Origin of the sequence: Stenotrophomonas maltophilia (genome assembly GCF_023518235.1) — a bacterium.
Lineage (GTDB): Bacteria > Pseudomonadota > Gammaproteobacteria > Xanthomonadales > Xanthomonadaceae > Stenotrophomonas.
This window is the reverse complement of sequence record NZ_CP090423.1, coordinates 2,887,247-2,910,455: the sequence shown is the minus strand read 5'-3', so window position 1 is coordinate 2,910,455 and position 23,209 is coordinate 2,887,247. Positions and strand designations below refer to the sequence as shown.

General features: G+C 64.8%; 22 protein-coding genes. 10 read left to right on the top strand and 12 right to left on the bottom strand.

Annotated elements, in window-relative coordinates:
- Positions 1-8 precede the first annotated feature (8 nt).
- Both LZ605_RS13680 and hglS read left to right on the top strand, forming a co-directional pair.
- Positions 9-497 carry a hypothetical protein gene (locus tag LZ605_RS13680; RefSeq protein ID WP_249842116.1) on the top strand — a complete coding sequence of 163 codons (489 nt, stop codon included), beginning with the start codon at positions 9-11 and terminating at the stop codon, positions 495-497.
- Positions 498-726: 229 nt separating this feature from the next.
- Positions 727-2,091 (top strand): 2-oxoadipate dioxygenase/decarboxylase HglS, encoded by a 1,365-nt coding sequence (gene hglS, locus LZ605_RS13675; RefSeq protein ID WP_249842115.1) that lies wholly within the window; start codon positions 727-729, stop codon positions 2,089-2,091.
- Positions 2,092-2,255: 164 nt separating this feature from the next.
- On the opposite strand, the gene LZ605_RS13670 is transcribed toward hglS, so the two are convergent.
- Complete coding sequence (locus LZ605_RS13670; protein ID WP_249842114.1) at positions 2,256-3,770, bottom strand: acetyl-CoA hydrolase/transferase family protein; 1,515 nt, start codon at positions 3,768-3,770, stop codon at positions 2,256-2,258.
- Between the two features lie 364 nt (positions 3,771-4,134).
- Here LZ605_RS13670 and glnE point away from each other — a divergent pair, with 364 nt between their 5' ends.
- Positions 4,135-6,930 (top strand): bifunctional [glutamate--ammonia ligase]-adenylyl-L-tyrosine phosphorylase/[glutamate--ammonia-ligase] adenylyltransferase, encoded by a 2,796-nt coding sequence (glnE, locus tag LZ605_RS13665; protein ID WP_249842113.1) that lies wholly within the window; start codon positions 4,135-4,137, stop codon positions 6,928-6,930.
- Positions 6,931-7,059: 129 nt separating this feature from the next.
- On the opposite strand, the gene LZ605_RS13660 is transcribed toward glnE, so the two are convergent.
- The 5 genes from LZ605_RS13660 to LZ605_RS13640 all read right to left on the bottom strand — a co-directional run bounded on the left by LZ605_RS13660 (position 7,060) and on the right by LZ605_RS13640 (position 10,438).
- Entirely contained in the window at positions 7,060-7,620 is a 561-nt protein-coding gene (locus LZ605_RS13660; RefSeq protein ID WP_249842112.1) for a queuosine precursor transporter, read from the bottom strand.
- Between the two features lie 75 nt (positions 7,621-7,695).
- Positions 7,696-8,211: a hypothetical protein gene (locus tag LZ605_RS13655; RefSeq protein WP_249842111.1), complete on the bottom strand. Its 516-nt coding sequence runs from the start codon at positions 8,209-8,211 to the stop codon at positions 7,696-7,698.
- A gap of 35 nt (positions 8,212-8,246) precedes the next feature.
- On the bottom strand, positions 8,247-9,098 hold the full coding sequence (locus LZ605_RS13650; protein ID WP_249842110.1) for a DUF2145 domain-containing protein: 852 nt from the start codon (positions 9,096-9,098) through the stop codon (positions 8,247-8,249).
- Between the two features lie 48 nt (positions 9,099-9,146).
- Positions 9,147-9,374, bottom strand: coding sequence for a hypothetical protein (locus LZ605_RS13645; protein WP_107232142.1), 228 nt, complete (start codon positions 9,372-9,374; stop codon positions 9,147-9,149).
- A gap of 104 nt (positions 9,375-9,478) precedes the next feature.
- The gene (locus LZ605_RS13640) at positions 9,479-10,438 is read right to left on the bottom strand and encodes a mitochondrial fission ELM1 family protein (RefSeq protein ID WP_249842109.1); all 960 of its coding nucleotides are present in this window, start codon (positions 10,436-10,438) and stop codon (positions 9,479-9,481) included.
- A gap of 126 nt (positions 10,439-10,564) precedes the next feature.
- Between LZ605_RS13640 and LZ605_RS13635 the strand changes: the two genes are divergently transcribed.
- Positions 10,565-11,155, top strand: coding sequence for a malonic semialdehyde reductase (locus LZ605_RS13635; RefSeq protein WP_107232144.1), 591 nt, complete (start codon positions 10,565-10,567; stop codon positions 11,153-11,155).
- An 86-nt stretch (positions 11,156-11,241) separates the two neighbouring features.
- Positions 11,242-11,958: a YceI family protein gene (locus tag LZ605_RS13630; protein WP_249842108.1), complete on the top strand. Its 717-nt coding sequence runs from the start codon at positions 11,242-11,244 to the stop codon at positions 11,956-11,958.
- Positions 11,959-12,157: 199 nt separating this feature from the next.
- Here the strand turns inward: LZ605_RS13630 and LZ605_RS13625 are convergent, their stop codons facing one another.
- Positions 12,158-12,559 (bottom strand): hypothetical protein, encoded by a 402-nt coding sequence (locus LZ605_RS13625; RefSeq protein ID WP_249842107.1) that lies wholly within the window; start codon positions 12,557-12,559, stop codon positions 12,158-12,160.
- Positions 12,560-12,797: 238 nt separating this feature from the next.
- Between LZ605_RS13625 and LZ605_RS13620 the strand changes: the two genes are divergently transcribed.
- On the top strand, positions 12,798-13,631 hold the full coding sequence (locus tag LZ605_RS13620) for a hypothetical protein (protein ID WP_249842106.1): 834 nt from the start codon (positions 12,798-12,800) through the stop codon (positions 13,629-13,631).
- Between the two features lie 77 nt (positions 13,632-13,708).
- Here LZ605_RS13620 and LZ605_RS13615 read toward each other — a convergent pair whose 3' ends face one another.
- Both LZ605_RS13615 and LZ605_RS13610 read right to left on the bottom strand, forming a co-directional pair.
- Positions 13,709-14,506 carry a siderophore-interacting protein gene (locus LZ605_RS13615; RefSeq protein ID WP_249842105.1) on the bottom strand — a complete coding sequence of 266 codons (798 nt, stop codon included), beginning with the start codon at positions 14,504-14,506 and terminating at the stop codon, positions 13,709-13,711.
- A 61-nt stretch (positions 14,507-14,567) separates the two neighbouring features.
- Complete coding sequence (locus tag LZ605_RS13610; RefSeq protein ID WP_249842104.1) at positions 14,568-15,128, bottom strand: PadR family transcriptional regulator; 561 nt, start codon at positions 15,126-15,128, stop codon at positions 14,568-14,570.
- 545 nt (positions 15,129-15,673) lie between these two features.
- Here LZ605_RS13610 and aceE point away from each other — a divergent pair.
- The 4 genes from aceE (at position 15,674) to LZ605_RS13590 (ending at position 20,934) form a co-directional block, all read left to right on the top strand.
- Positions 15,674-18,361, top strand: a complete 2,688-nt coding sequence (gene aceE / locus LZ605_RS13605; protein ID WP_249842103.1) for a pyruvate dehydrogenase (acetyl-transferring), homodimeric type — start codon at positions 15,674-15,676, stop codon at positions 18,359-18,361.
- Positions 18,362-18,556: 195 nt separating this feature from the next.
- Entirely contained in the window at positions 18,557-19,348 is a 792-nt protein-coding gene (locus LZ605_RS13600; RefSeq protein ID WP_249842102.1) for a phosphoribosyltransferase-like protein, read from the top strand.
- Positions 19,345-19,668 (top strand): hypothetical protein, encoded by a 324-nt coding sequence (locus LZ605_RS13595; RefSeq protein WP_249842101.1) that lies wholly within the window; start codon positions 19,345-19,347, stop codon positions 19,666-19,668. The genes LZ605_RS13600 and LZ605_RS13595 overlap by 4 nt, the downstream gene beginning before the upstream one ends.
- A gap of 210 nt (positions 19,669-19,878) precedes the next feature.
- On the top strand, positions 19,879-20,934 hold the full coding sequence (locus tag LZ605_RS13590) for a reverse transcriptase family protein (protein WP_249842100.1): 1,056 nt from the start codon (positions 19,879-19,881) through the stop codon (positions 20,932-20,934).
- A gap of 84 nt (positions 20,935-21,018) precedes the next feature.
- On the opposite strand, the gene LZ605_RS13585 is transcribed toward LZ605_RS13590, so the two are convergent.
- From LZ605_RS13585 to LZ605_RS13575, 3 genes are all read right to left on the bottom strand, one after another.
- Positions 21,019-21,900 carry an HNH endonuclease gene (locus LZ605_RS13585; RefSeq protein ID WP_249842099.1) on the bottom strand — a complete coding sequence of 294 codons (882 nt, stop codon included), beginning with the start codon at positions 21,898-21,900 and terminating at the stop codon, positions 21,019-21,021.
- 106 nt (positions 21,901-22,006) lie between these two features.
- Positions 22,007-22,474 carry a hypothetical protein gene (locus LZ605_RS13580; protein ID WP_249842098.1) on the bottom strand — a complete coding sequence of 156 codons (468 nt, stop codon included), beginning with the start codon at positions 22,472-22,474 and terminating at the stop codon, positions 22,007-22,009.
- Positions 22,475-22,524: 50 nt separating this feature from the next.
- A complete protein-coding gene (locus tag LZ605_RS13575; RefSeq protein ID WP_249842097.1) occupies positions 22,525-22,899 on the bottom strand; it encodes a hypothetical protein in 375 nt (124 codons plus the stop codon).
- Between the last annotated feature and the right edge of the window lie 310 nt (positions 22,900-23,209).

The following is a 23,209-nucleotide window of genomic DNA, read 5'->3' as shown; positions in this document are numbered from 1 at the left end:
ATCGGGCCATGAACCTGCGACTGCGCGCACTGCTGTTGTCCCTGCTGCTGGCGCCGGCCACCGTGCTGGCCCAGCAGACCGCCGAGCGTTCGGCCGCGTATGAGGTGGAGACCGGCGACAGCTGGGTGGATGACCAGCTGCAGGACATCAACCATTACGCCGAACGCTACCCCGACGCCTTCCTTGACGAAGTGTCGCGCTATGCGGGCGTGCCACGCGGCTACATCAGCGCGCTGTTCACCACGCATGGCTGGCAGGCCGGGGACATCTATTTCGCCTGTTTCTGGGCCAAGGCCAGTGGCCAGACCTGCCGCGACAGCGTGCGTGCGTTCAGCCAGAACCCGGAGGGCGGCTGGGAGGCGGTGGTGAAGCGGATGCCGGTGAAACCGCAGAACGTGCATGTGCGCGCCGTACGCCATGCCATCGTGGCCAGCTACCAGCACTGGGACCGGCCGATCACCCTGGATGCCACCCTGAAGCGTCAGCTCAACCGGTAATGCCGGGCCGCGTCCGGTGGGTGCGAACCTTGGTTCGCACGGAACTGCCAGGGGCCGGTGCAGAAGCACTGCGAACCAGGGTTCGCACCTACCAGGAGCAGTCCGGGGGTTGCCGGCCAGCGGCCGGCACTACCGGTTTGCTTCATGTTGCTCTGCATATCGCCGCCGCCCCGCGCTCCGGCGACAATACGGGCCCGAGCTGTTCCCCGTTCCCGTAATCGAGTGACTGATGAGCGCCTCTTTCGTTTCGCCTGATGTGATCCGCCGCCTGTTCGCACAGGCCATGTCCCGCATGTACCGCACCGAAGTGCCGCTGTACGGCACGCTGGTGGAACTGGTGGAGCGGATCAACGCGCAGGTGCTGGCCCAGGACCCGGCGCTGGCCGCGCAGCTGCAGCGCAACGACGAGCGCGCGCGCCTGGATGAAGAGCGCCATGGCGCCATCCGCGTTGGCACCGTGCAGGAACTGGCCACGCTGCGCCGCCTGTTCGCGGTGATGGGCATGTACCCGGTGGGCTACTACGATCTGTCGGTGGCCGGTGTGCCGGTGCATTCCACCGCGTTCCGCCCGCTCACCGGCGCCGCGCTGGCGCAGAACCCGTTCCGCGTGTTCACCTCGCTGCTGCGCCTGGAGCTGATCGAAGACGAAGCGCTGCGTGCCGAATCGGCAACGATCCTTGCCCGCCGCCGCATCTTCACCGACGGCGCGCTGGCGCTGATCGAGCAGGCCGAGCGTGACGGTGGCCTGTCACAGGCCGATGCCGAGCGTTTTGTCGAGCAGGCGCTGGAGACCTTCCGCTGGCATGGTGATGCCACCGTCGACCTGCCGACCTACCACGCCCTGCACAACGCGCACCGCCTGGTGGCCGACGTGGTGAGCTTCCGTGGCCCGCACATCAACCACCTGACCCCACGTACGCTGGACATCGATGCCGCGCAGACTGCGATGATCGAGCATGGCATGGCGGCCAAGGCGGTGATCGAAGGCCCGCCGCGCCGTGACTGTCCGATCCTGCTGCGCCAGACCAGCTTCAAGGCGCTGGAAGAGGCCGTGCACTTCCCGGACAGCGAAGGCGGCGATGCCGGCACCCACACCGCGCGTTTCGGCGAGATCGAACAGCGCGGCCTGGCCCTGACCCCGAAGGGCCGCGCGCTGTACGACCAGCTGCTGGCACAGGCGCGCGATGCCGGTGGAGCCGGCAGCACCGGTGGCGACTACGGCCAGCGCCTGCAGGCGGTGTTTGCCAGTTTCCCGGATGACCACGACACCCTGCGCCAGGAAGGGCTGGGCTATTACCGCTACCAGCTGACCGACGCTGGCCGCGCCGCACCGGAGCGCGTGGCCGATCTGCCCGCCGAAGTGCTGGTGGCCGCGGGCCTGGCCACGGCCGACCCGATCGTCTACGAAGATTTCCTGCCGGTCAGTGCCGCGGGCATTTTCCAGTCGAACCTGGGCGGCGAGGAGCAGCGCGCCTATGCCGCGCATGCCAACCGCGAGGCATTCGAACAGGCGCTGGGTGTGGCGGTGAATGACGAGTTCGAGATCTACGAGCGGCTGCAGGCCGAATCGCTGGCGGCGCTGCGCACCGCCTGAAGGTAGAGCCGGCCGCTGGCCGGCTGTTGCGGAAGCCGGCCAGCGGCCGGCTCTACCCGATGTCCGTACCTGGGGTCATGCTGCTGCCCCTTTGTAGAGCCGAGCCATGCTCGGCTGCACGGGGAAGGAGAGTCGAGCATGGCTCGACTCTACAGAAGCGGGCGTCAGCCCTTCATCGTGCCGGTATCCAGCCAACGCTGGTGCCACGACAGCGCTTCGGGCAGCAGGTGCGGGGTGTGCTTGCCGTAGCTCTCGCGGCTGGCACGGTCGAAGTAGTCCTGCAGCTGCGCGCGGAAATCCGGGTGCGCGCAGTTGTCGATCAGCACCTGCGCGCGCTTGCGCGGGGTCAGCCCGCGCAGATCGGCCAGGCCCTGTTCGGTGACGATCACCGACACGTCGTGCTCGGTGTGGTCGACGTGGCTGGCCATCGGCACGATTGCCGAGATGGTGCCGTTCTTGGCGGTGGACGGGCTCAGGAATGCCGACAGGAAACCGTTGCGGGCAAAGTCACCCGAACCGCCGATGCCGTTCATGATCCGCGTGCCCATCACGTGCGTCGAATTGACGTTGCCGTAGATGTCCACCTCGATCATGCCGTTCATGCCGATGCAGCCCAGGCGGCGCACCAGTTCCGGATGGTTGGAGATCTCCTGCGTGCGCATGATGATGCGCTCGCGGTAGAAATCGATGTGCTCCTTGAACGTCTCGTTGGCCTGCGGGCTCAGCGCAAAACCCGTGCACGAGGCATAGCTCAGCACGCCGTCGCGCAGCAGGTCGAGCATGCCGTCCTGGATCACTTCGGTGAACGCGGCCAGGTCGCGGAAACCACTCTTGGCCAAGCCGGCCAGCACCGCATTGGGAATATTGCCCACGCCCGACTGCAACGGCAGCAGGTTCGGCGGCAGGCGGCCCTTCTTCACTTCGTGCTGCAGGAACTCGATCAGGTGCGAGGCGATCTGTTCGCTGGTGGCATCGATCGGGCTGAACGGGCTGTTGCGATCCGGGCCGTTGGTGCGCACCACCGCCACGATCTTGTCCGGGTCGCAGCGCAGCGCGGTATCGCCGATGCGGTCGTTGGCGTTCACCAGCGGAATCGGCTTGCGGTGCGGCGGCAGCGCGGTGCCGTAGTAGATGTCATGCATGCCATCGACGCCGGCCGGCTGCCACTCGTTGACCTCGACGATCACCTTCTTCGCCAGGTCCAGCCAGGTCTTGTTGTTGCCCACCGAGGTGGAGGGCACCAGCGAACCGTCTTCGCGGATGGCCGACACTTCGATCACCGCGGTATCGATCTCGCCGTAGAAGCCGAACCACACGTGCTGGGCCACGTGGCTGAGGTGGATGTCGATGTAATCCAGCTTGCCCTCGTTGATGCGGTTTCGCGCATCCGGGTCGCTCTGGAACGGCATGCGCATGGCGATGCCATCGGCCTTGGCCAGCGCGCCATCGAGTTCCGGCGCGGTGGAGGCGCCGGTCATCAGTTTGATCTGGAAGGGGTTGCCCTGGGCGTGCACCGCTTCGATGCGGCGGGCCAGTTCGACGGGAACGGCCTTGGGATACCCGGAGCCGGTAAAGCCGCTCATGGCCACGGTTTCACCGGGCTGGATCAGCGCGGCTGCGGCCTCGGCGGAGACCACGCGGTCACGGAGACGCGCGTTGGCGATGCGATCAACAGACATGACGACAGTGTTTCTGGGGGGAAACCCGATTATCGGCCATCCTCATCCGTACGGGGGGTTCTACCTTCGTGGAATGGCTTTTCCCCACAGGGCTCACCCATACCCACCGGTTCTGTTTTGCAGTGCAGCGTGCAAAGTGCTTTCGCAGCCCGCACGATGGCCCTGCATCCCGACGTGGGGGAGGGAGCAGAGCCCGCTGGCAGTTCGCTGCAAGCGGGCTTTTTTATTGCCTGTCGCCCAGAATGAATACGCGACCTCCATTACCGGTAGTGCCGGCCGTTGGCCGGCAACCCCAGCAACCTTCGGCAGGATCATCGGATTTGCCGGCCAGCGGCCGGCAGCACCGGGTCGCTACAATCAGCCCATGACCCTCGCCCCCGCTGAACTGCCCGCCTCCCTGCAGCCGCTCGTCGACCGCGCGCTGTCGCGATTGACCCAGGTTTTGCCCGAGCCCGTCACGGTCGAGCTGCAGCCGCTGCTGATCCGGCTGGCTGTGACCAGCGACTTCGCCCTCGATACGCTGGTGCGCCAGCCGGCCCTGCTGGCGCAGCTGGCTGCCCCCGGTTGCCCGCCGATCCCGGCGCCGGTGCTCGACCCGCTGCAGCCCAGCGACTGGCCGGCACAGCTGCGGCGTTGGCGTGCGGCGATGTCCACGCGGCTGATCTGGCGCGACCTGGCCGGTCTGGACGACGTGGCGCAGACCCTGGCCGGTGCCACCACCCTGGCCGAAGACTGCCTGCGGCTGGCGTTGGAGGCCCTGCAGCAGGAGTTCGCGCAGCGCCACGGCGTGGTCTGTGATTCCGAGGGCCACCCACAGCAGCTGGTGGTGTTCGGCCTTGGCAAGCTCGGCGGCGGCGAGCTGAACTTCAGTTCCGATATCGACCTGGTCTACGCCTACCCGCACGGCGGTGAATCCGACGGCCCGCGCGCACTGGCCGCCGAAGAGTATTTCGCCCGCCTCGGCCAGCGCCTGGCCAAGTTGCTGGACGAAACCACGGTCGATGGCTTCAGCCACCGCGTCGACCTGCGCCTGCGCCCGTTCGGCAGCGCTGGCCGCGTCGCACTTTCGTTTGCGGCGATGGACCAGTATTTCCAGCGCGAGGGCCGCGACTGGGAACGCTATGCCTGGTTGAAGGCGCGTGCAGTGGCCGGTGATATCGCTGCCGGTGAAGCATGGCTGCAGACCCTGCGCCCGTTCGTGTACCGGCGTTATCTCGATTTCACCGCGCTCGATGGCCTGCGCGAGATGAAGGCGGCGATCACCGCCGAGGTCGCGCGCCGCGAACTGCATGAAGACATCAAGCGTGGTGCCGGTGGCATCCGCGAGATCGAGTTCCTGTGCCAAGCGCTGCAGCTGATCCGTGGCGGCCGCGAGCCGGCGCTGCGTGAGCGCCGCCTGCTGGTGGCGCTGGAGGCACTGGTGGCCGCCGGGCAGATCGCGGCGGAGGATGGCGCCGCGCTGCGCGAGGCCTACCTGTTCCTGCGCCGCCTGGAAAACCGCCTGCAGATGCTGCGCGACGCGCAGACCCACGTGCTGCCCAGCGATGCCTTGGACCGCGAGCGCATCGCCATCGGCCTCGGCTACCCGGACTGGGACGTGCTGCGCGCGGCGCTGGCCGTGCAGCAGCAGCGGGTCAGTACCGAATTCGCCGCGCTGCTGGCACCGCGCAAAGGACAGGCCGCGCCTGACGCGCTGGCCAACTACTGGCGCAGCCTGCCCGACGGCAGCGATGCACCGCTGCTGGCCGAAGCCGGTTTCCTCGATGCCAACGGCGCCGACCAGTCACTGCGCGATTTCGCCCAGGGCACCGGCGTGAAATCGCTGTCCGACGCCGCACGCGCACGCCTGGACCGCGTGCTGCCGGCGCTGCTGCATGCGGCCACGCGCTCGCCGCAACCGGACGCGGCGCTCAAGCGCGTGCTCGGCCTGCTGCAGGCGGTGCTGCGCCGGACCAGTTATCTGGCGCTGCTGGACGAACAGCCGAGCGCGCTGGCGCGGCTGGTGGACGTGCTGGCGCGCAGCGCATTGCTGGCCGAACGGCTGGCGGCGTATCCGCTGCTGCTGGACGAACTGCTGGACGTGCGCGTGTCCGGGCCGATGCCGGATGCGGACGGCATGCTGGCCGAGTGCCGGCAGGTGCTCTCGGTGGAGGATCCCGAATCCGCGCTGCGCTGGCTCAACGAGACGCGGCTGGCGCTCAGCTTCCGCATGGCGATGGCCACGCTGGACGGCCGTCAGGGCGCGGTGGACAGCACCCGGCAACTGGCCGAGCTGGCACAGGCCGTCGTCATCACGGTGCTGGCGATGGCCGAGGCGGACATGCGCGCCGCGCACGGCGAGATTCCCGGCGGCCGCTTCGCGATCATCGGCTACGGCAGCCTGGGTGGTCTTGAACTGGGCTTCGGTTCCGATCTGGACCTGGTGTTCCTGCACGACAATCCGGCCGGGGTGGATGCCAGCGATGGCGCGCGCCCGCTGGAACCGGGGCGCTGGTACGCGCGCCTGGCGCAGAAGGTGATGGCCCTGCTCGGTGCGGTCACCGCTGCCGGGCGCCTGTACGACATCGACGTGCGCCTGCGCCCGGATGGCGGCAAGGGTTCGCTGGTGTCTTCGCTGGCAAGCTACACCGAGTATCAGCGCGAACGCGCCTGGACCTGGGAACACCAGGCGCTGGTGCGTGCGCGTGGTGTGGCCGGTGATGCCAGCCTGCTGGCCGACTTCGAGCAGGTGCGCGCGCAGACGTTGGGTCGCGAACGCGATCAGGCCACGCTGTATGCCGATGTGTTGAAGATGCGCGGCCGCATGCGCACCGAGCTGGACCGAAGTGATGCCGCGCGGCTGGACCTGAAGCAGGGCGCCGGTGGCGTGGTGGACCTGGAGTTCCTGCTGCAGACCGGCGTGCTGGCGCGCAGCGCGCAGCATGCGGCGCTGCTGCAGCCGCGTGATACGCCATCATTGATCGATGCATTGGCCGTTACCGGTTTCCTGCCCGATGGCACTGCGCAGGCGCTGCACAGCGCACATGCCACGCTGCTGGAGGTGGGTTTGGCCTGCACGCTGGATCGGCGGCCACGTTTGGCAGCGACCACCCCGGCCATTGAACAGGCCTGCGCGGCGATCACTTCGGCGTGCGTTGAGGCGGAGTTGCCGTTCGCCTGACCGGCAGCGATGGCTGGGCAATGGCCCGCTTCTGGTAGGCGCCAACCTCGGTTGGCACAGGCCCTCAGGGCTCATGACCCCGGCGAGAGCGTGCCGACCAACGGTCGGCACCTGCCAGAGCGATGGCGGTCAGCCGGCGGTGCGCAGCGGCGCCATCTTCCACAACAGCGCGCGGAACGGGGCCAGCAGGCACACGCCGATCGCCAGCTTCACCGCCAGGTCGCCGGCGGCCCAGCTCACCCACGGCAGCGCCGAACCGGCAAACGCGATCGACCAGAAGATCGTGGTGTCCACCGTCGCGCTGCAGGTGGTGGCCACCATCGGCGCGCGCCACCAGCTGCCACGGCGCAGGCGGTCGAACACGGTGATGTCCAGCAGCTGCGCCACGATGAACGCCGAGCACGAGGCAATGGCAATACGTGGCGTGGCCACCCACACCGACAACACCACCGCCACCAGGAAACCAATCCACGCCACGCGGCGTGCGGGGCCCGGGCCGAAGCGGCGGTTGATCAGGTTGCTGACCAGAAACGCCACCGGATAGCTGAAGGCACCCCAGGTCAGCCAGTCGTTGATCGGGTACTGCACCAGCACGTTCGACAGCAGCACCACCGCGCCCATCGCCAGTACCGCCAGCACCAGGGCGCTCGGGGTCAGCGGGGCAAAGACAGGGGCAGGACGCACGGACATGGCGAGCCAGGGGGACAAGGGGAATCGCCCATTATCCGCCCGGCCCGCGGCAAAGCCAAAACCGGCCGTTCAGCTTTACAGCGCTTCGCTCATCACATCGCCGGCGGCGTAGGCGGTGGGCACGTAGGCAAGCGTCTGGCCCTGGGCACCCTTCACGTTCCAGCCGGCACCGGCCGGGGTCGGCTCGAAACGCACCTGCTGGCCGACCACAAAGGCCGCCGTCGGGTCCTGGTCCTTCGGCGTAACCGGCCAGTGCAGGGTGGCAGTCTGGTCGGCCTTGTCGGGCACCTGCAACTGCACCTTGCGCTCGCCCTGCGGCGTGGTCTCCACCTTCTTCACCTCCATCGGCGGCAGCGGCACCGCCTTGGTGCGGGTGGCCTTGCCGTGGCGCTCGCTGGCTTCGAACGGCGCCTTGGACAGCTCGGACAGGCCCATCGAGGCCGCCAGCGGCAACGACAGCACCACGAACGAAGTGACGATCACGCTGGCCTGGCTGCTGTTCAACTGCGGCGCAGCGCCGGCATGGACGGTGGGCACCAGCAGTGCGGACAGCAGCAGGGCGGACGCGGGAACACGCAGGCAACGGAACATGCAGACCTCCAGGGAGCGAGGAAAATGGAAAGGATTCAGGGCGCGGCGGCGGCAGCACCAGCCACCGGCACATGAGGGATCACCAGTTCCTGCTGCAGCTGGCTGCGCTGGTGCAGGAAGTCGAACACCGATTCCACCGTCACCACCGAGTAGTTGCCGGAGATGCGTTCGCCGGCGGGATGATCGGTGGTGGTGGCGTTGGCCACGAACAGGCGCGCACCCACGCGCTTGCCCAGGCCGATATGCAGCACGCTGGGCTGGTACTTCTGCTGCCGCAGCCACTGCTGGGCCTGTTCGCGCTTGACGATGGCCGGCGCGCCGTCGGCCTGTGCCATTGCTGCGGCCAGCACTTCCAGCACCCACTGGTTGGAGTTCTGGTAATCGGTGGCGAACGGATAGGCCACCACGTTGTACCGGGTTTCGTGCAGCGCCTTGGGCTGGATCGACGGCGCGGCCAGCATCGCCTTCAGCGCCGCACGCAACGCCGGCGAAGGGATGCCGATGCGCACATCGGTATGCCCCGCGCTTTCACCGACGAAGTTGCCCAGGCCCTCGTGGTACAGCTGCGAGCTGTCGGTCTTGCAGCGGTTGAGCAGGTGCATCGCGCGCCAGCGGCCGTCGTCGTCGCGCAGCAGGAAGGCCAGATGGCTGTGGCGCAGGCCGTAACGGCTCAGGTCCTGGCCACCGCGCGCGGCCACCACCACGTCCACCTCGGGCAGCGCGTCCAGGCGTTCGGCGGTGGTCCAGGCAACGTCCAGCATCGCCGCCTGCGACGCCACGCTGGGGTAGTGCTCGCGGCACTCGGTGCTGTTGGCCCAGGCGGGTGTGGTCGCCAGCAGGCTGGCGAACAGCAGCGCGGCGCGGGGCAGGCGATAGAAACGATCCATGTCGGTACCTTCAACGGCGGTCAGGGCCGCGCGCTGATCATACGCCGGTCAGCGCAGCGGGCGGTCCACACCCTTGCGCTTGAGCTCGCGGTCGCAGGCCTCGCTGATCGGTGCCACCGGCAGTGGCGGGCGCTCGTCGCGCGGATTGCGCAGCGCCGGCTGCTCGCGGTACGCATCCAGCTGCTGCTGGCACTGGTAGGAAATCGGGTCCAGCTCGGTGGGCGCGGTGGAGCACGCGGCGAGCAGGGCCAGCGGCAGCAGAAGCAGGGTACGCATGGGGACATCCGGTCCGATGGGGGAAGCTGGACTCTAACCGTGCGGCCCGATCGAGATGTTCAAAAATCGCTGGGCGATCAGGTGGTGCCGGCCAGCAGCCGGCACTACCGTAGTGCCAGGCGCTGCTTTACCTCGGCGGCAATCCGCGCGGTTTCGCGCAGTGGTTCGATGCGCTCGTACTGCCAATCCAGCCACTTCGGCTGCAAGCGCCCGCGTTCGCGCAGCTGCTGCTGGAAGCGCGCCAGCCGCCCTTGCACGGTGTCGGCCAGCGCCACCATCACCGGCATGCGCGTGGCGCAGGCTTCAGAGAGCAGGTTCACCGAATCGGGCGATACCACCACGCGGTTGGCCCAGCCGAGCAGGCCGCCATACGGATTCACGCCGTCGCCGCCGTCGCCCCAGATCACGTGCGGCAGGTCGGCGAAGGTCGCGCGCAGGATCTCGGCCAGCGCCGGCGGCGTGCGTCGCGAGGTGGTCGCCAGCAGGCTGCCACCTTCGCTGCGGATCTGCTCGGCCAGGGCGCGGAACACACCGACCATCGCGGTCTCGTCCCACGGCGCCAGCGGCGTAGGGCCGCCCACCAGCAGTGCGGTGCGCGGGCCGGGCAGCGTGCTGAAGCCGGCGAACGCGGCGCGGCCCCAGGCCAGCCAGTCGTCGTCCACCGGGTTGAGGCTGCCGAGCAGGGTCAGCACGTTGCTGCCGCGCAGGCGGTCGTGCTCGGGCACCACCACCACATCCCAATGGCGCGCGCCCAGGCGCGGGTCAAGGATCTGCACCACCTGGCTGCCGCGTGCACGCAGCACGCGCAGGGCACCGGCGGCCTGGCGGCCACAGCCGATCGCCAATGCCGGCGGGTCGGCAGCCAGTGTCGCCAATGCCTCGCCATAGCCATTCACATCACCGGGCAGGCGGCGAGGTGACAGCCAGCGCCACGGTGCACGCGGCTGCAGGAGCAGCGGCCGATGGGTGCCCTGGCGCAGCGCCGAGGCCAGCGCGACCGCCTGGCGGACATTGCCCGCGCGGCCGTCGGTGACCGTCCAGGGCGCGCTCGATCGTTTCACCATTGGCATTAATTCGTTTCAGCCCTGCTGGGTGTTGCAACAGTCGCGACACTCTACACTGCGGCTCGTCGATTCGCCCCGCGCCGCCCGCGGGCACTGACTTCCCTTAGCCGCCCTGGAGATCCACCGATGTCCCACGCGCTTGACGCTGCCGCCCTGGACCAGCTGTTCCGTACCGCCCGCACCCAGAACGCCTTCCTCGACAAGCCGGTGTCCGACAGCCTGCTGCAGGAACTGTACGAGCTGGTGAAGTGGGGCCCGACCGCAGCCAACACCACCCCGGCCCGCTTCGTCTTCGTGAAGTCGGCCGAGGCCAAGGCCAAGCTGGCCCCGGCCCTGTCCGAAGGCAACCACGACAAGACCATGGCCGCCCCGGTCACCGTCATCATCGGTTTCGACCTGGATTTCCACGAGAAGCTGCCGTACCTGTTCCCGCACACCGATGCCAAGGCCTGGTTCGAGGGCCCGCGTGAAGGCCGCCACGAAGCCGCCATCCGCAACGGCAGCCTGCAGGGCGCCTACCTGATCCTGGCCGCGCGCGCGCTGGGCCTGGATGCCGGCCCGATGTCCGGCTTCGACAATGCCAAGGTGGACGAGGCGTTCTTCGCCGGCACCGCCATCAAGTCGAATTTCCTGGTCAACCTGGGTTACGGTGACTCGGCGGGCCTGTTCCCGCGTCTGCCGCGCCTGTCGTTCGACGAAGCGGCGCGCATCGCGTAAGTCGCTGTATCGGTTTCGGGCCCGCCGTCGCTCGGCGGGCTCTTGCTGCACCGTGTACCCACCCTACGATCCGGAGAGTTCCTCAGATGAGCGCCACCCGTAAACTGCTGCTGCCGATGGCCCTGACCCTGGCCATCGCCGCCTGCTCCAAGCCGGCCGATACCGCTGCCCCGGCCGCTGATGCTGCCGCCCCGGCCACCACCGAACAGGCCGCTGCCCCGGCTGCTGCGGCCGCCGATGCTGCCGCTGCCGCCCCGGCCGCCGAAGCGATCAAGATCGCCTCGGGCACCTACAAGCTGGACCCGAGCCACACCGACGTGCTGGCCCAGTGGAGCCACTTCGGCTTCTCCAACCCCAGCGCGCACTTCGGCAACGTGGAAGGCACCCTGGTGTACAACGCCGAAGACGTGACCAAGTCCACCGTGGAAGTGAAGCTGCCGCTGAGCGGCCTGAACAGCTTCACCGCCAAGTTCGACGAGCACCTGAAGAGCGCCGACTTCTTCGACGCCGCCAAGTTTGCTGATGCCACCTTCAAGAGCACCAAGGTGGAAGCGGCGGGCACCAACAAGCTGACCGTCACCGGCGACCTGACCATCAAGGGCATCACCAAGCCGGTCACCCTGGACGTCACCGTCAACGGCGGCGGCGAGCACCCGATGGCCAAGGTTCCGGCCGCCGGCTTCGATGCCACCACCACGCTGAAGCGCAGCGATTTCGGCGTCGGCGCCTATGCTCCGAACGTCAGCGATGAAGTGAAGATCCGCATCACCACCGAAGCCACTGGCGAAAAGCCGGCGGCTTGATGCACCCCGCTCACTCGTCGTGAGAAGGCAGAAGGCCCGCTGAAAAGCGGGCCTTCTTTTTGGGTTCCGGTAGAGCCGGCCGCTGGCCGGCTGCATGCGAGGTGCCCGCTGCTGATGGGGTTGCCGGCCAGCGGCCGGCACTACCCGGTAGGTGCGGACCTGCATCTGGTGGGGGCGGACCGTTGGTCCGCACGATCCCTCAGCGCAGCGCGCCCATCCACGCCACGCACGCCTCGCTGGGGCTCTGCTTGGCCTTCACCGTCAGCCCGCTCACGCGCACGAAGGTCTGCGCCGCCTGCGCCACCACCTGACGGGCGATCAACGCCGCCTGCTTGGTCGCGGCCTGCTGCTTGCGCAGCTGCACGATGTGCACCGACGGGCGGCCCACCGGCGCGTACTTCTGGTCGCGACGCAGCACATCGGCCACCTGCGCCACTTCGAACTCGGCCTGCAGGTAGCGGTGCTGCGCCTCCACCAGGTCGCGCAGCGGCGCGCGCAGCGCGGCGGTGTCGGTGAACGCGGCCAGCGCCGTGTCGCAGGCGGCATCATCGGCGAAACGGGTACGCAGCGCGTCCACGCTGGCCAGGGTCAGTTTGGCCATGTGGGCCTCGTTGCTGCAGGAAAGGAGCGCGATTGTCGCATTGCTCGCCGGCCCCTGCGTTGATCCGGGGTACTTTCGGCCTTCATTGGATGGGGCGGGGCGGCACGCCTGTAGAGCCGAGCCGATGCCCGGCTCATCGCGCGTGGCGCGGGGAACTGATCAATGGCGGCTGGGAGAGCAGCCGAGCGTGGGCTCGGCTCTACAATGGGCCGCTGTTTCATTCACGGAAGAACGACCCATGCAGGACGCGCAGTACTGGTTGAACGAATTCTGGGCCGGCTTGAGCGTGCTCGATCTGGCGTTGGGCAGCGTGCTGGGCACGTTGCTGGGGCTCATCGCCGGCCTGGCCGTGTGGTATGGCCTGCGCCGCCGCGGCTGGCTGCAGCGGCGCAAGCGCTGGCATCACTGGCTGCTGGCCAGCTACATGGTGCTGCTGCCGCTGGCCACCGCCTTCTTCGGTCTGCAGCTGGGCTTCACCGCCGGTGCGCACCGCGCGCTGTTCAAGCAGCTGGACCATTTCCAGCCGCACCTGCAGACCCTGGTGGCCGAATGGAGCCACGGCTTCACCGATTCGCTGGACGACCCGCGCATGCGCGAGGCGCTGCGCAGCCAGGGCACGGTGGGCGATGTGGCCGATGCGGTGGCCTCGGCCTACCTCAGCGAGCATCCGCTGCCGGCACTGGACCGCCTGGGCGACGGCATACTGGCACGTGCCACGGGCTGGGTGATCGGCAAGGTGCGCGAAGGCGTGCTGCGTGGCCTGGTGGAAGACACGCTGGTGGACAAGGCGGGCGCACTGGGCGTGGAGCCGAAGGTGGTGCGTGAGGCCCTGACCATGCACGTGGATGAGCTGCTGCACACGCGCGGCGTGCTGCGGCTGGTGAAGGCGCAGATCAACGGCATGATGCCCGGTGTGTACTTCGGGCTGCTGCTGCCGTGGCTGTTGATCCTGCTGCTGGTGGCGCTGGAGATCTGGGCCGCGCACCGGTTCGGATGGACGCGGAAGGTGGCGGCCGGCGTGGTAGTGCCGGCCGCTGGCCGGCAGCTGCAGGTTCCTGCCGAAGGTTCATGAGGTTGCCGGCCAGCGGCCGGCACTACCTGTCGGAGAGCGTGCGGACCAGCGGTCCGCACCTACCCAGGTGCATGCAGTCAGTCGCCGTCGGTTTCGTCCGGGTGGGCTTTCCAGTAGCCGGTCGAACGGATCCAATCGCGCGGCACGCCCAGGTGGCCTTCGATGAACTTGCGCATCATCCGCGCGCGGCGCGATTCGGTGGCGATCCAGTAGAAGGCATCGCCGTCCGGGGCCTCGAAGTCGGTCAGCATGTCCTCCAGCAACGTGCTGCTGGCGGCCGGGAAGCCGTTGCGCTCCAGCCAGTGGATGCGCACGTTCTCGTACTGCGGCAGGTCCTGGCGTTCGGCTTCATCGCTCACTTCGATGTAGGCCTGCACTTCGGCGCCGTCCGGCAGCACGTCCAGCCAGCGGGCGATGGCCGGCAGCGCGGTCTCATCGCCAATCAGCACATAGGCGTCGTAGCTGTCGGCCACCACGAACGAGCCGCGCGGGCCGCCGATCACCAGCGGGTCGCCCGGCTGCGCGCGTTCGGCCCACGGCCCGGCGATGCCCTGGTCGTGCAGCACGAAGTCGATGGCCAGCTTGCCAGTCTGGTGGTCCCACCAGCGCGGGGTGTAGTCGCGGGCGGGCGAGGGCTCCTTGCCCTCCGGGTAGCTGCGGCCTTCGGCGGTCAGCACCGGCAGCACCATCTCGCCAGCGGCATTGGGGAAGAACAGCTTGATGTGGTCGTCGGCGCCGGGCGAATCGAAACCGGCCAGGTCGTCGCCGCCCAGCACGATGCGGCGCATGTGCGGGGTGACTTCTTCAGTGCGCAGCACGGTCAGTTCACGGAAGCGCACATCCAGGCGCAGGCGCGTGTTGTTGTGTTCGGTCATTGGGGGTACCTGCAAAGGTGTCGCGCAGTGGTGCGCGGCGTAGGGGAGGACCTGGCTGGAATCAGTCTGGCTGGGTCGTTGAAAGCGGGGGTGTCTCGTTACCGGCGGTGCCGTTGAGCAGGGCCGAGGCCCGGGTCAGCAGCGCCGCCACTTCGTCGGCCTCACCCTCGGCCCAGCGGCCGTGGTGGTGCACCAGCGCCCGCTTGAACTCGCGCAGGGCGCTGGCCAGCGGCGGCGGCAGCGAGGCCTTGGTGATCTCGCGGGCGCGGTCGAAGGCGCGTCGCTGCGCCAGCCGCACCTGGGTGCGCTGCACCTTCAGCTCGAACTCGCCGGCGGCGGTGATGCGGAAGATCCGCTTGCCATCCACTTCCTCGGCCTCGATCCAGCCGGCCTGCTCGAAGCTGGCCAGCAGCGGGTACATGGTGCCGGCGCTGGGCGTGTAGGCCTGCATGAACTGGTTGCTGATCAGCTGCATCAGCTCGTAGCCATGGCGCGGCTGCTCGCCGATCAGGGCCAGCACCAGCAGGCGCAGGTCACCACGGCTGAGTACCCGCGGCTGGCCGTTGCGGCGTGGCACCGCCGAATCGGTGGAACGGGCTCGGGGAGAAGGGGAACGGCTCATTTCGATATATCGGTAAACGAGTGTGCAAACGATATATCGATATGTCGAAGCCGGCAATCATCGATCCGGCCACAAGCAGATCTGTTTTGGGCCACGGCCGACGGCGCGCACGGTAAAAGGGGCGCCCCTTGCGAGGCGCCCCGGCGATGCTGTGGAAGGGAGCAGGGCCACCGGGCCCATCACTCACGGGCCACCCTGGGCCCATGGCCAGCGGCAATCCAGAGGCAGGTGCGACACGTTGTCGCCGGTTCAGAACCGCTGCCCGGCGCCCACCTACGGCGGTGCCGGAGTTGCCCCACAACCGTCATCGGCAGCAGTAACACTGCGTCCTGCACATGGGCGCAGCGGCCCGTAAGCGACAGCCCACGCAGCCGCCAAGGCCCGCCGCAGGGACATCAAGGGCGCTTGCAAGCCCCTTGCGGACACTGGCCGCTTGCGTCCATACGCCAGCGTAGCCAAGTGACGAAAGCCCTTGGTGCGCTACACTTTGCGGTCTAGAAATCTATACAACAGTCGCGCGCGTGCGTGCGGTTATGGGAGCGCTAATGAACTGGTTGAACGAGGTGCTGAACAACGACCCGAATCCTGTGGAAACCCAGGAGTGGATCGAGTCGTTGAAGGCCGTTATTGATGTCGAGGGCTCCGAGCGCGCGCATCAGCTGCTGGAAGGCATGGTGGAGCTGACCCGTCGTTCGGGCGCCTACCTGCCGTTCTCTCCCACCACCGAGTACGTCAACACCATCGAGCCGCAGCTCGAGGCCAAGAGCCCGGGCAATGCCGAGCTGGAATGGCGCATCCGTTCGATCATCCGCTGGAACGCGATGGCCACCGTGGTCCGCGCCAACCGCAAGCCGGGTGACCTGGGCGGCCACATCGCCTCGTTCGCCTCCGGCGCCACCCTGTACGACGTGGGCTTCAACCACTTCTGGCGCGCCCCGAGCGAAAGCCACCCGGGCGACCTGCTGTTCATCCAGGGCCACAGCGCCCCGGGCATCTACGCGCGTTCCTTCCTGGAAGGCCGCATCAGCGAAGAGCAGCTGGACAAGTTCCGCATGGAAGTGGACGGCGGTGGCCTGTCCTCGTACCCGCACCCGTGGCTGATGCCCGATTACTGGCAGACCCCGACCGTGTCGATGGGCCTGGGCCCGCTGGCCGCCATCTACCAGGCGCAGTTCATGCGCTACCTGGAAAACCGTGGCCTGATCGAGAAGTCCGACCGCAAGGTGTGGTGCTTCATCGGCGACGGCGAGAGCGACGAGCCGGAAACCCTGGGTGCTATCGCGCTGGCCGGCCGTGAAGGCCTGGACAACCTGATCTTCGTGGTGAACTGCAACCTGCAGCGCCTGGACGGCCCGGTGCGCGGCAACGGCAAGATCATCCAGGAACTGGAAGGCGTGTTCCGTGGCGGCGGCTGGAACGTGATCAAGCTGCTGTGGGGCGGTTACTGGGATGCCCTGCTGGCCAAGGACACCGACGGCGTCCTGAAGAAGCTGATGATGGAAACCGTCGACGGCGAATACCAGAACTGCAAGGCCTTCGGCGGCGCGTATACCCGCGAGCATTTCTTCGGCAAGTACCCGGAAACCGCTGCGATGGTGGCCGGCCTGAGCGACGACGACATCTGGCGCCTGAACCGTGGCGGCCACGACCCGCACAAGGTGTATGCCGCCTACCACCAGGCCGTGAACACCAAGGGCATGCCGACCGTCATCCTGGCCAAGACCGTGAAGGGTTACGGCATGGGCAGCGCCGGTGAAGCGCTGAACCCGACCCACCAGACCAAGAAGCTGGACGACGATGCGGTGCGCCACTTCCGCGACCGCTTCAACATTCCGGTGACCGACGCGCAGCTGGCCGATGGCCAGGTGCCGTTCTACCACCCGGGCCCGGATTCGCCGGAAGTGCAGTACCTGCAGGAACGCCGTGCCGCGCTGGGCGGTTACCTGCCGCAGCGCCGCCGCAAGGCCGACAAGACCTTCGTGGCGCCGAAGCTTGAAGCCTACGACCGCCTGCTGAAGAGCAGCGGCGAGCGCAGCTACTCCACCACCATGGCGTTCGTGCAGAGCCTGAACATCACCCTGCGTGACAAGGAACTGGGCCCGCACATCGTGCCGATCGTGGCCGACGAAGCCCGTACCTTCGGTATGGAAGGCCTGTTCCGCCAGATCGGCATCTACGCGCCGTTCGGCCAGAAGTACAAGCCGGTGGACGCCGACCAGCTGATGTTCTACCGCGAAGACCAGAGCGGCCAGGTGCTGCAGCAGGGCATCAGCGAGCCGGGTGCAATCAGCTCGTGGATGGCCGCCGGTACCAGCTACTCGGTCAGCAACGTGCCGATGCTGCCGTTCTACATCTACTACTCGATGTTCGGCTTCCAGCGCGTGGGCGACATCGCCTGGCAGGCGGCGGATATGCGTACCCGCGGCTTCCTGCTGGGTGGCACCGCCGGCCGCACCACGTTGAACGGTGAAGGCCTGCAGCACGAAGATGGCTTCAGCCATCTGGTGGCCGGTGGCATTCCGAACGTGCGCAGCTACGACCCGACCTTCGGCTTCGAAGTGACCGTGGTTCTGCAGCACGGCACCAAGCGCATGATGGAAGACCAGGTGGACGAGTATTACTACGTCACCCTGATGAACGAGAACTACACCCACCCGGAAATGCCGGAAGGCGCGGCCGAAGGCATCGTCAAGGGCATGTACCTGTTGACCGACGCCGGCAAGCCGAAGAAGGGCGAGCTGCGCGTGCAGCTGCTGGGTTCGGGCACCATCCTGCGCGAAGCCATTGCCGCGGCCGAGCTGCTGGACAAGGACTTCGGCGTGACCGCCGATATCTGGAGCTGCCCGAGCTTCAACGAACTGCGTCGCGATGGTTTCGACGTGGAACGTGCCAACCGCCTGCATCCGGAAGGTGAGCAGCGCAAGGCCTACGTGACCGAGCTGCTGGAAGGCCGCCAGGGCCCGGCGATTGCCGCCACCGACTATGTGCGTGCGTATGCGGACCAGATCCGTGCGTTCGTGCCGATGAGCTACACCGTGCTGGGTACCGATGGTTTCGGCCGCTCGGATACGCGTGCGAACCTGCGTCGGTTCTTTGAGGTGGATCGCTACTACATCGCGCATGCCGCGATTGCGGCGCTGGCGAAGGAAGGGAAGATGACCGCGAAGGATGTGGCCCGGGCGATCAAGCAGTACAAGATTGATCCGGAGAAGGCTAATCCTGTTGGGGTTTGATCTGGTAAGTTAGTTGACACAGGGAAAGGGCGGCCAATGGCCGCCTTTTTCTTGCAATGGAAAAACATAGTTGTGTGCCAAAAACTGGCTCAATTCCGTTGATGCCTAGTCTGTGAAAGAGCGTGGGGCGATGCGCACTGGCTTTCACTTCTTGTAAGCTAAGGCGACAAACTCATGGGGGCCGGAATGCTCGACGTGGAAGATCTGGATAGGCTTACAAAGATTCTGGAGAGCCGCTCGATTCCAATGGAAGTACTTGAAAACATGATCGAGCTCTTCAACTATCATGATCACGAGGGCAGAGAGCTCCTATTCGAACTGCTGGGAGAATTTCAAGTATGCGAATTTGAACAGTACAAGAAGAAGGGGAGCGAGTTGGCTGAGGCGTTGATGCAGGACGTTCCGAGCTCCGTGAAGACGATTGTTCTGCTTCCCTTGCTTGATAAGGTTCCGGCCTCAAAGTCAAAGAGCGGCGATGCAATTGCATGGATCATGAGCCGATCTTTGGGGAGGCTAGCTAAAGCGACTGGGCGCGAATTTAAAATGGCTTCTCAGACAATCTCCGCGGAAATAATTTCACGCGGAGATGCCACGGCTTTCTTTATGGTCGATGACTATATCGGCAGCGGCAATACTGCCCTTGGCGCGGTGGAGGGGTTGGTGCAGCAAGGAGTGCATGCAGCTCAAATATCCGTCGCAGCTTTTGTTGGTATGGCAGAGGCGGGTACGAGACTTGCGTCAGCCGGAGTTCGTACGATCTTCCTAGCAAATCTTCCAAAGGGAATCAGTGGTTCTTCTCGAATTTCAAATAAGAATTACGCAATTGAAGTAATGTTGCGTATGGAGAATAAAATGAAGGTGGGGCGACGATTTGAGTTAGGCTATGAGCGCACTGAGGCGTTGGTGTTGATGTGTTTCTGTCCTAATAATACGTTTCCTGTGTTTTGGTGGAAGGGGCCGACATGGGGGGGGGTATTCGAGAGATGAATGATGAGCAGGGGGCTACTCGACTCAATGTTCTAGTCTTGGCTCTTGTTCGAAAGAGAGTTTCGATGCCACAAGTTGTAAAGGAGGGGTTCACGCCTGGTCAGGTGGCGCGGGCACTTCTAGCGCTTGAAGATCTCGGGATGATCATCGATAGCGATCAAGGCCTCGCCTTGAGTGAGAGTGGTTTGAAAGCCTTGACAGAGGGTGATAAAAGCATCGAGCATAGTGGATGGGTATCTCCACTTGAAGGAGCTAGAGTTGGGAGTGGAATATCTGTTCTCGATGTATTTTTGCCGCAAGAGTACGTAAGATTGGACTGAGAGGCGCCTGTAGGGAGTGAGCGGCGAGTTAGCACATGCCGCAAGGCAGGATCGGCGAGTCGCCGTATCTGGAAAGAACTGTCATTCAAGCCTCAGGCCGAATCCGTCGTCGCGAGCAGGAGCTCGCAACGCCGCCTTCGACCTGCGCCATGAAGCCGGCGCACTGAAGCCAAAGAGCGGCTTCAGTGAAAACAGAAAGGACAATGTGATTTGACCGCTCACTCCCTACAGTCGCTTCCCGATTTTAATGAGTATTCGGCAAGATTCACTGAAGCGCTGATCTCGCGAGACGGCGAAGATTACGATCCATCTTATCTTTCCCGCTGCCTCAGTTATGCGAAGGGCCTTCTTGAAAGACGATTGCCCGTAATCTTTGACCGGGAGCATCTATGTGCTCTGACTGGCTATTCAAGCCGATTTATAGAGTCGGCAGTTGGTTCTCCGCACCTGTTTTATCGGAATTTTGAGATCCCCAAGAAATCCGGTGGATTTCGCGAGATATCCGAGCCTCTTCCTTCGCTTAAGGACGTTCAGCGATGGATTTATCAGAATTTGCTTCTGAGGATTCCTGTGTCTGTTGCGGCAAAAGCTTTTGTCCCCGGGAAGAAGCTGCGGGATGGGGTTAGGTTCCATGTTGGACAGAAGTTTGTAATTAGAGTTGACATTGCAGATTTCTTTCCAAGCATAACGAGAGGGAGAGTATTTGGTCTATTTAGATCGCTTGGCTATTCATCTGAGGTTTCAGGGGATCTTGCGAGTCTTTGCTGTGTTTGCGACTGCTTGCCTCAAGGTGGCGTATGTAGTCCATACCTGTCTAACATTATTATGAGATCCGCAGATCGACGCCTTCTTGCGTACGCTAGAGAGAACTCGCTGCGCTATACAAGATACGCTGATGACTTCACGGTTTCGGGTCAGAAGTTCTCGAAATCAATCATTGAAGAAGTTATGAGCGTTATTAAGTCTGAAGGATTTACTGTCAATCAGAAGAAGACTAGGGTAAGTAGATCTGGTGGCCGGCAAGTTGTACTTGGACATGTTGTGAATGGGAAGGTTAATGCCCCGCGGGAGTATAGGCGTGAATTGCGAAAAGTTGCGTATTACGTAGATAGGTTTGGGCTTGATAATCATCTCGCATATTTGAATGAGCGGCGATCAAGTGCCAGTGATTATTATCTTGGAAAGGCGTCATTTGTCTTGTCTGCTAACCATCGAGATCGAGATGCTTTAGATCTCAAGCGGATTCTGTTGGATGAAGTTGAATGACTGTGGCGTAGTCGATGCTGTTGCCATTTTTCCTGGAGTGGACGGAAGATGACGCGATGATCGCGCCAGATTCCTCAGCTTCTACTATCGTCTATCGAATATAAGATTGCGGTGAAATTCCAAGAAGCCAAGCTGCTTTTGGGAGAACTTCCTGTAATGAGGATGCGCATCCAAGTTCAGGCCGATCCGATCTTTTACATCGGAGGGTAGATAGTTGGAAACGAGCAGTAGACCGCTTGCCGAAAAGCTAATCCACCCCCGATCAAACAGCAGATCCGCATGGGGAGCGAGCAGAAGCCCGTTCTCCCCATCAACGCGCTCGCTATGAGTGCTGTCCGCCCATGGCTTGATATGGCTTGCGCGGAGGAACCTTAGATCCTCAATGCCAGTCAGCCGGCAGCCCTTCTCGACGCCGATCAAGCGCTCGCGGAACAGGCGTTGCTTCGTCCGCACTTCGGTTTCGCGTCTTGTGGTCGTCGCGCCAACGTCATCGATAGAGGAATCGATCTCTGCCTGGTCCGTCTCTCCTGCCGCGAGGCCAAGTGAAGCGTCCAGTGATCTCAAACGGAACACGATGGCAGATCGTGGCTGCCCTTCTCGATCGGGCGTGCCAGGTTGAACGTAAGAGGACTGGCACATGAACCTACCAAGGTACCGATAGGGCCGCCCCTTGCCCATCATCTGAAACACTATGAGCGTCTTGCCATCCTTGACGTGCTCACCAATCGCTCGGTTGCCCGCCACATACTTCATGTCTCCGACTTGGCCCTCGCCGAAGTAATGAAAGACTTCGTCGTCGTCCCAGAAATCATGGTAGCCGTGAGACACGCCGGCCTCGCCAGTGAACGCGATGACTAGCGGATGATCCTTGGGTGTCGAAATGCCGCCTTGCTGCTGCCCGCCAAAGACGCCATGGATCTGCTTTTGACGGTTGTAGAGCGCGCCCACCTCGAATGGGAGTTCCATCCTAGATCCCTGTCCCAGAAGCTAAGTGCCCAGGATTCTAGCCAGAACCAGGTTACTTGTGTCATTGGTTGACGCGTTTGGCTGATGGGAAAGATGCAGATGGGCGCTACTGGGATGCGGAACGAGCGCAGCTGCTCTCAGGCGAGCTCAAATTTCTCCTTCGTTTCTCTGGTGAGTCCCATCCATCTTTCCAGTGTTGTAGGTCCATTGCATCGCCCGCAACCGCAGGCATGGTGACGACCAACAGCCTAGGGCCAGAGTTGTCCGCGAACAGGATAGGATCAGTCCGCACGCTCACGACAAAGAAGTGCGCGCCGGAATCATGCTTTCCGATGGTGACTCCTTGGCAGGTCAACTCTTCGGCGAAGCGCTTGGCTTCGGCCTGAAACATCGAGAACTCCGAGTCGGCGAGACTTGGGTAGATCTCAAGATTCATGGTGGTGGCCGGTACATACACCCGGCCAATGAGCAATCCCAGCAGCGCTGCCGCCGCCAGGGCAAGTAAAGTCCGGCTTGGCATAGTGAGGCCAGCGTTGGAGGCCATAAGGCTCAGGCTGCGGCGGATGTCTCGCATCGCGGACACGATCCGGTGCATTGCAGCGGATGTGCGTAGCGAAGCGCGTGCTACTCCCGCACCTGCAACCGATCAGCCACCTGCGCCGTCAACGCCACGCACGCCATCTTCAACCCTTCCATCACCCGATCCCCCAGGTACTCCTCGGGCGCACCATTCTGGCGCGTGCGCTCCGCAGCCAGCATCAACTCCGCGACCACACGCAGACCGGCCACGGCGCAGTCCGCATCTGCCAACTGAAGGCAGCGTCCAGGCAGCTGATGCCGCTCCGGCCAAGGCTGGCCGTCTGCCGCCGCACCGGTTCCGATGCGGCGCAACGTGGCGACGAAGGAGTTGGGATCGGTGGACGGTTCGCGCTCGGCGTCGGCGTCGGCGTTGTCCGGATCGTATAGCGCGTGCAGGGAACGGAAGTCCGAGGTGCTCATGGCAATGCTCCGTACAGGACAGATAGCAGCGCCACCAGTAAAGGCGGCGGACGGTGCGGGCTCGAAAACCGGTATGTACCAGACCGGCGGATCCGAAGATCCCCACGCACCGTCCGCCATAGAACGCGAACGGATTGCCAGCCGGCGCCCCACAAAAGGTGACGCCGGCCGGCAAGCGCATACATCTGGTACATGGACGGGTTTTCGAGTCCCGCGCCACCCTTTTCCGGTGGCACGCCAAGATGTACCCGCACTAATGCGAATTGCCAAGAATTCGTAGGCCACAAGGGCCTCAGATGCTGACGCTTCC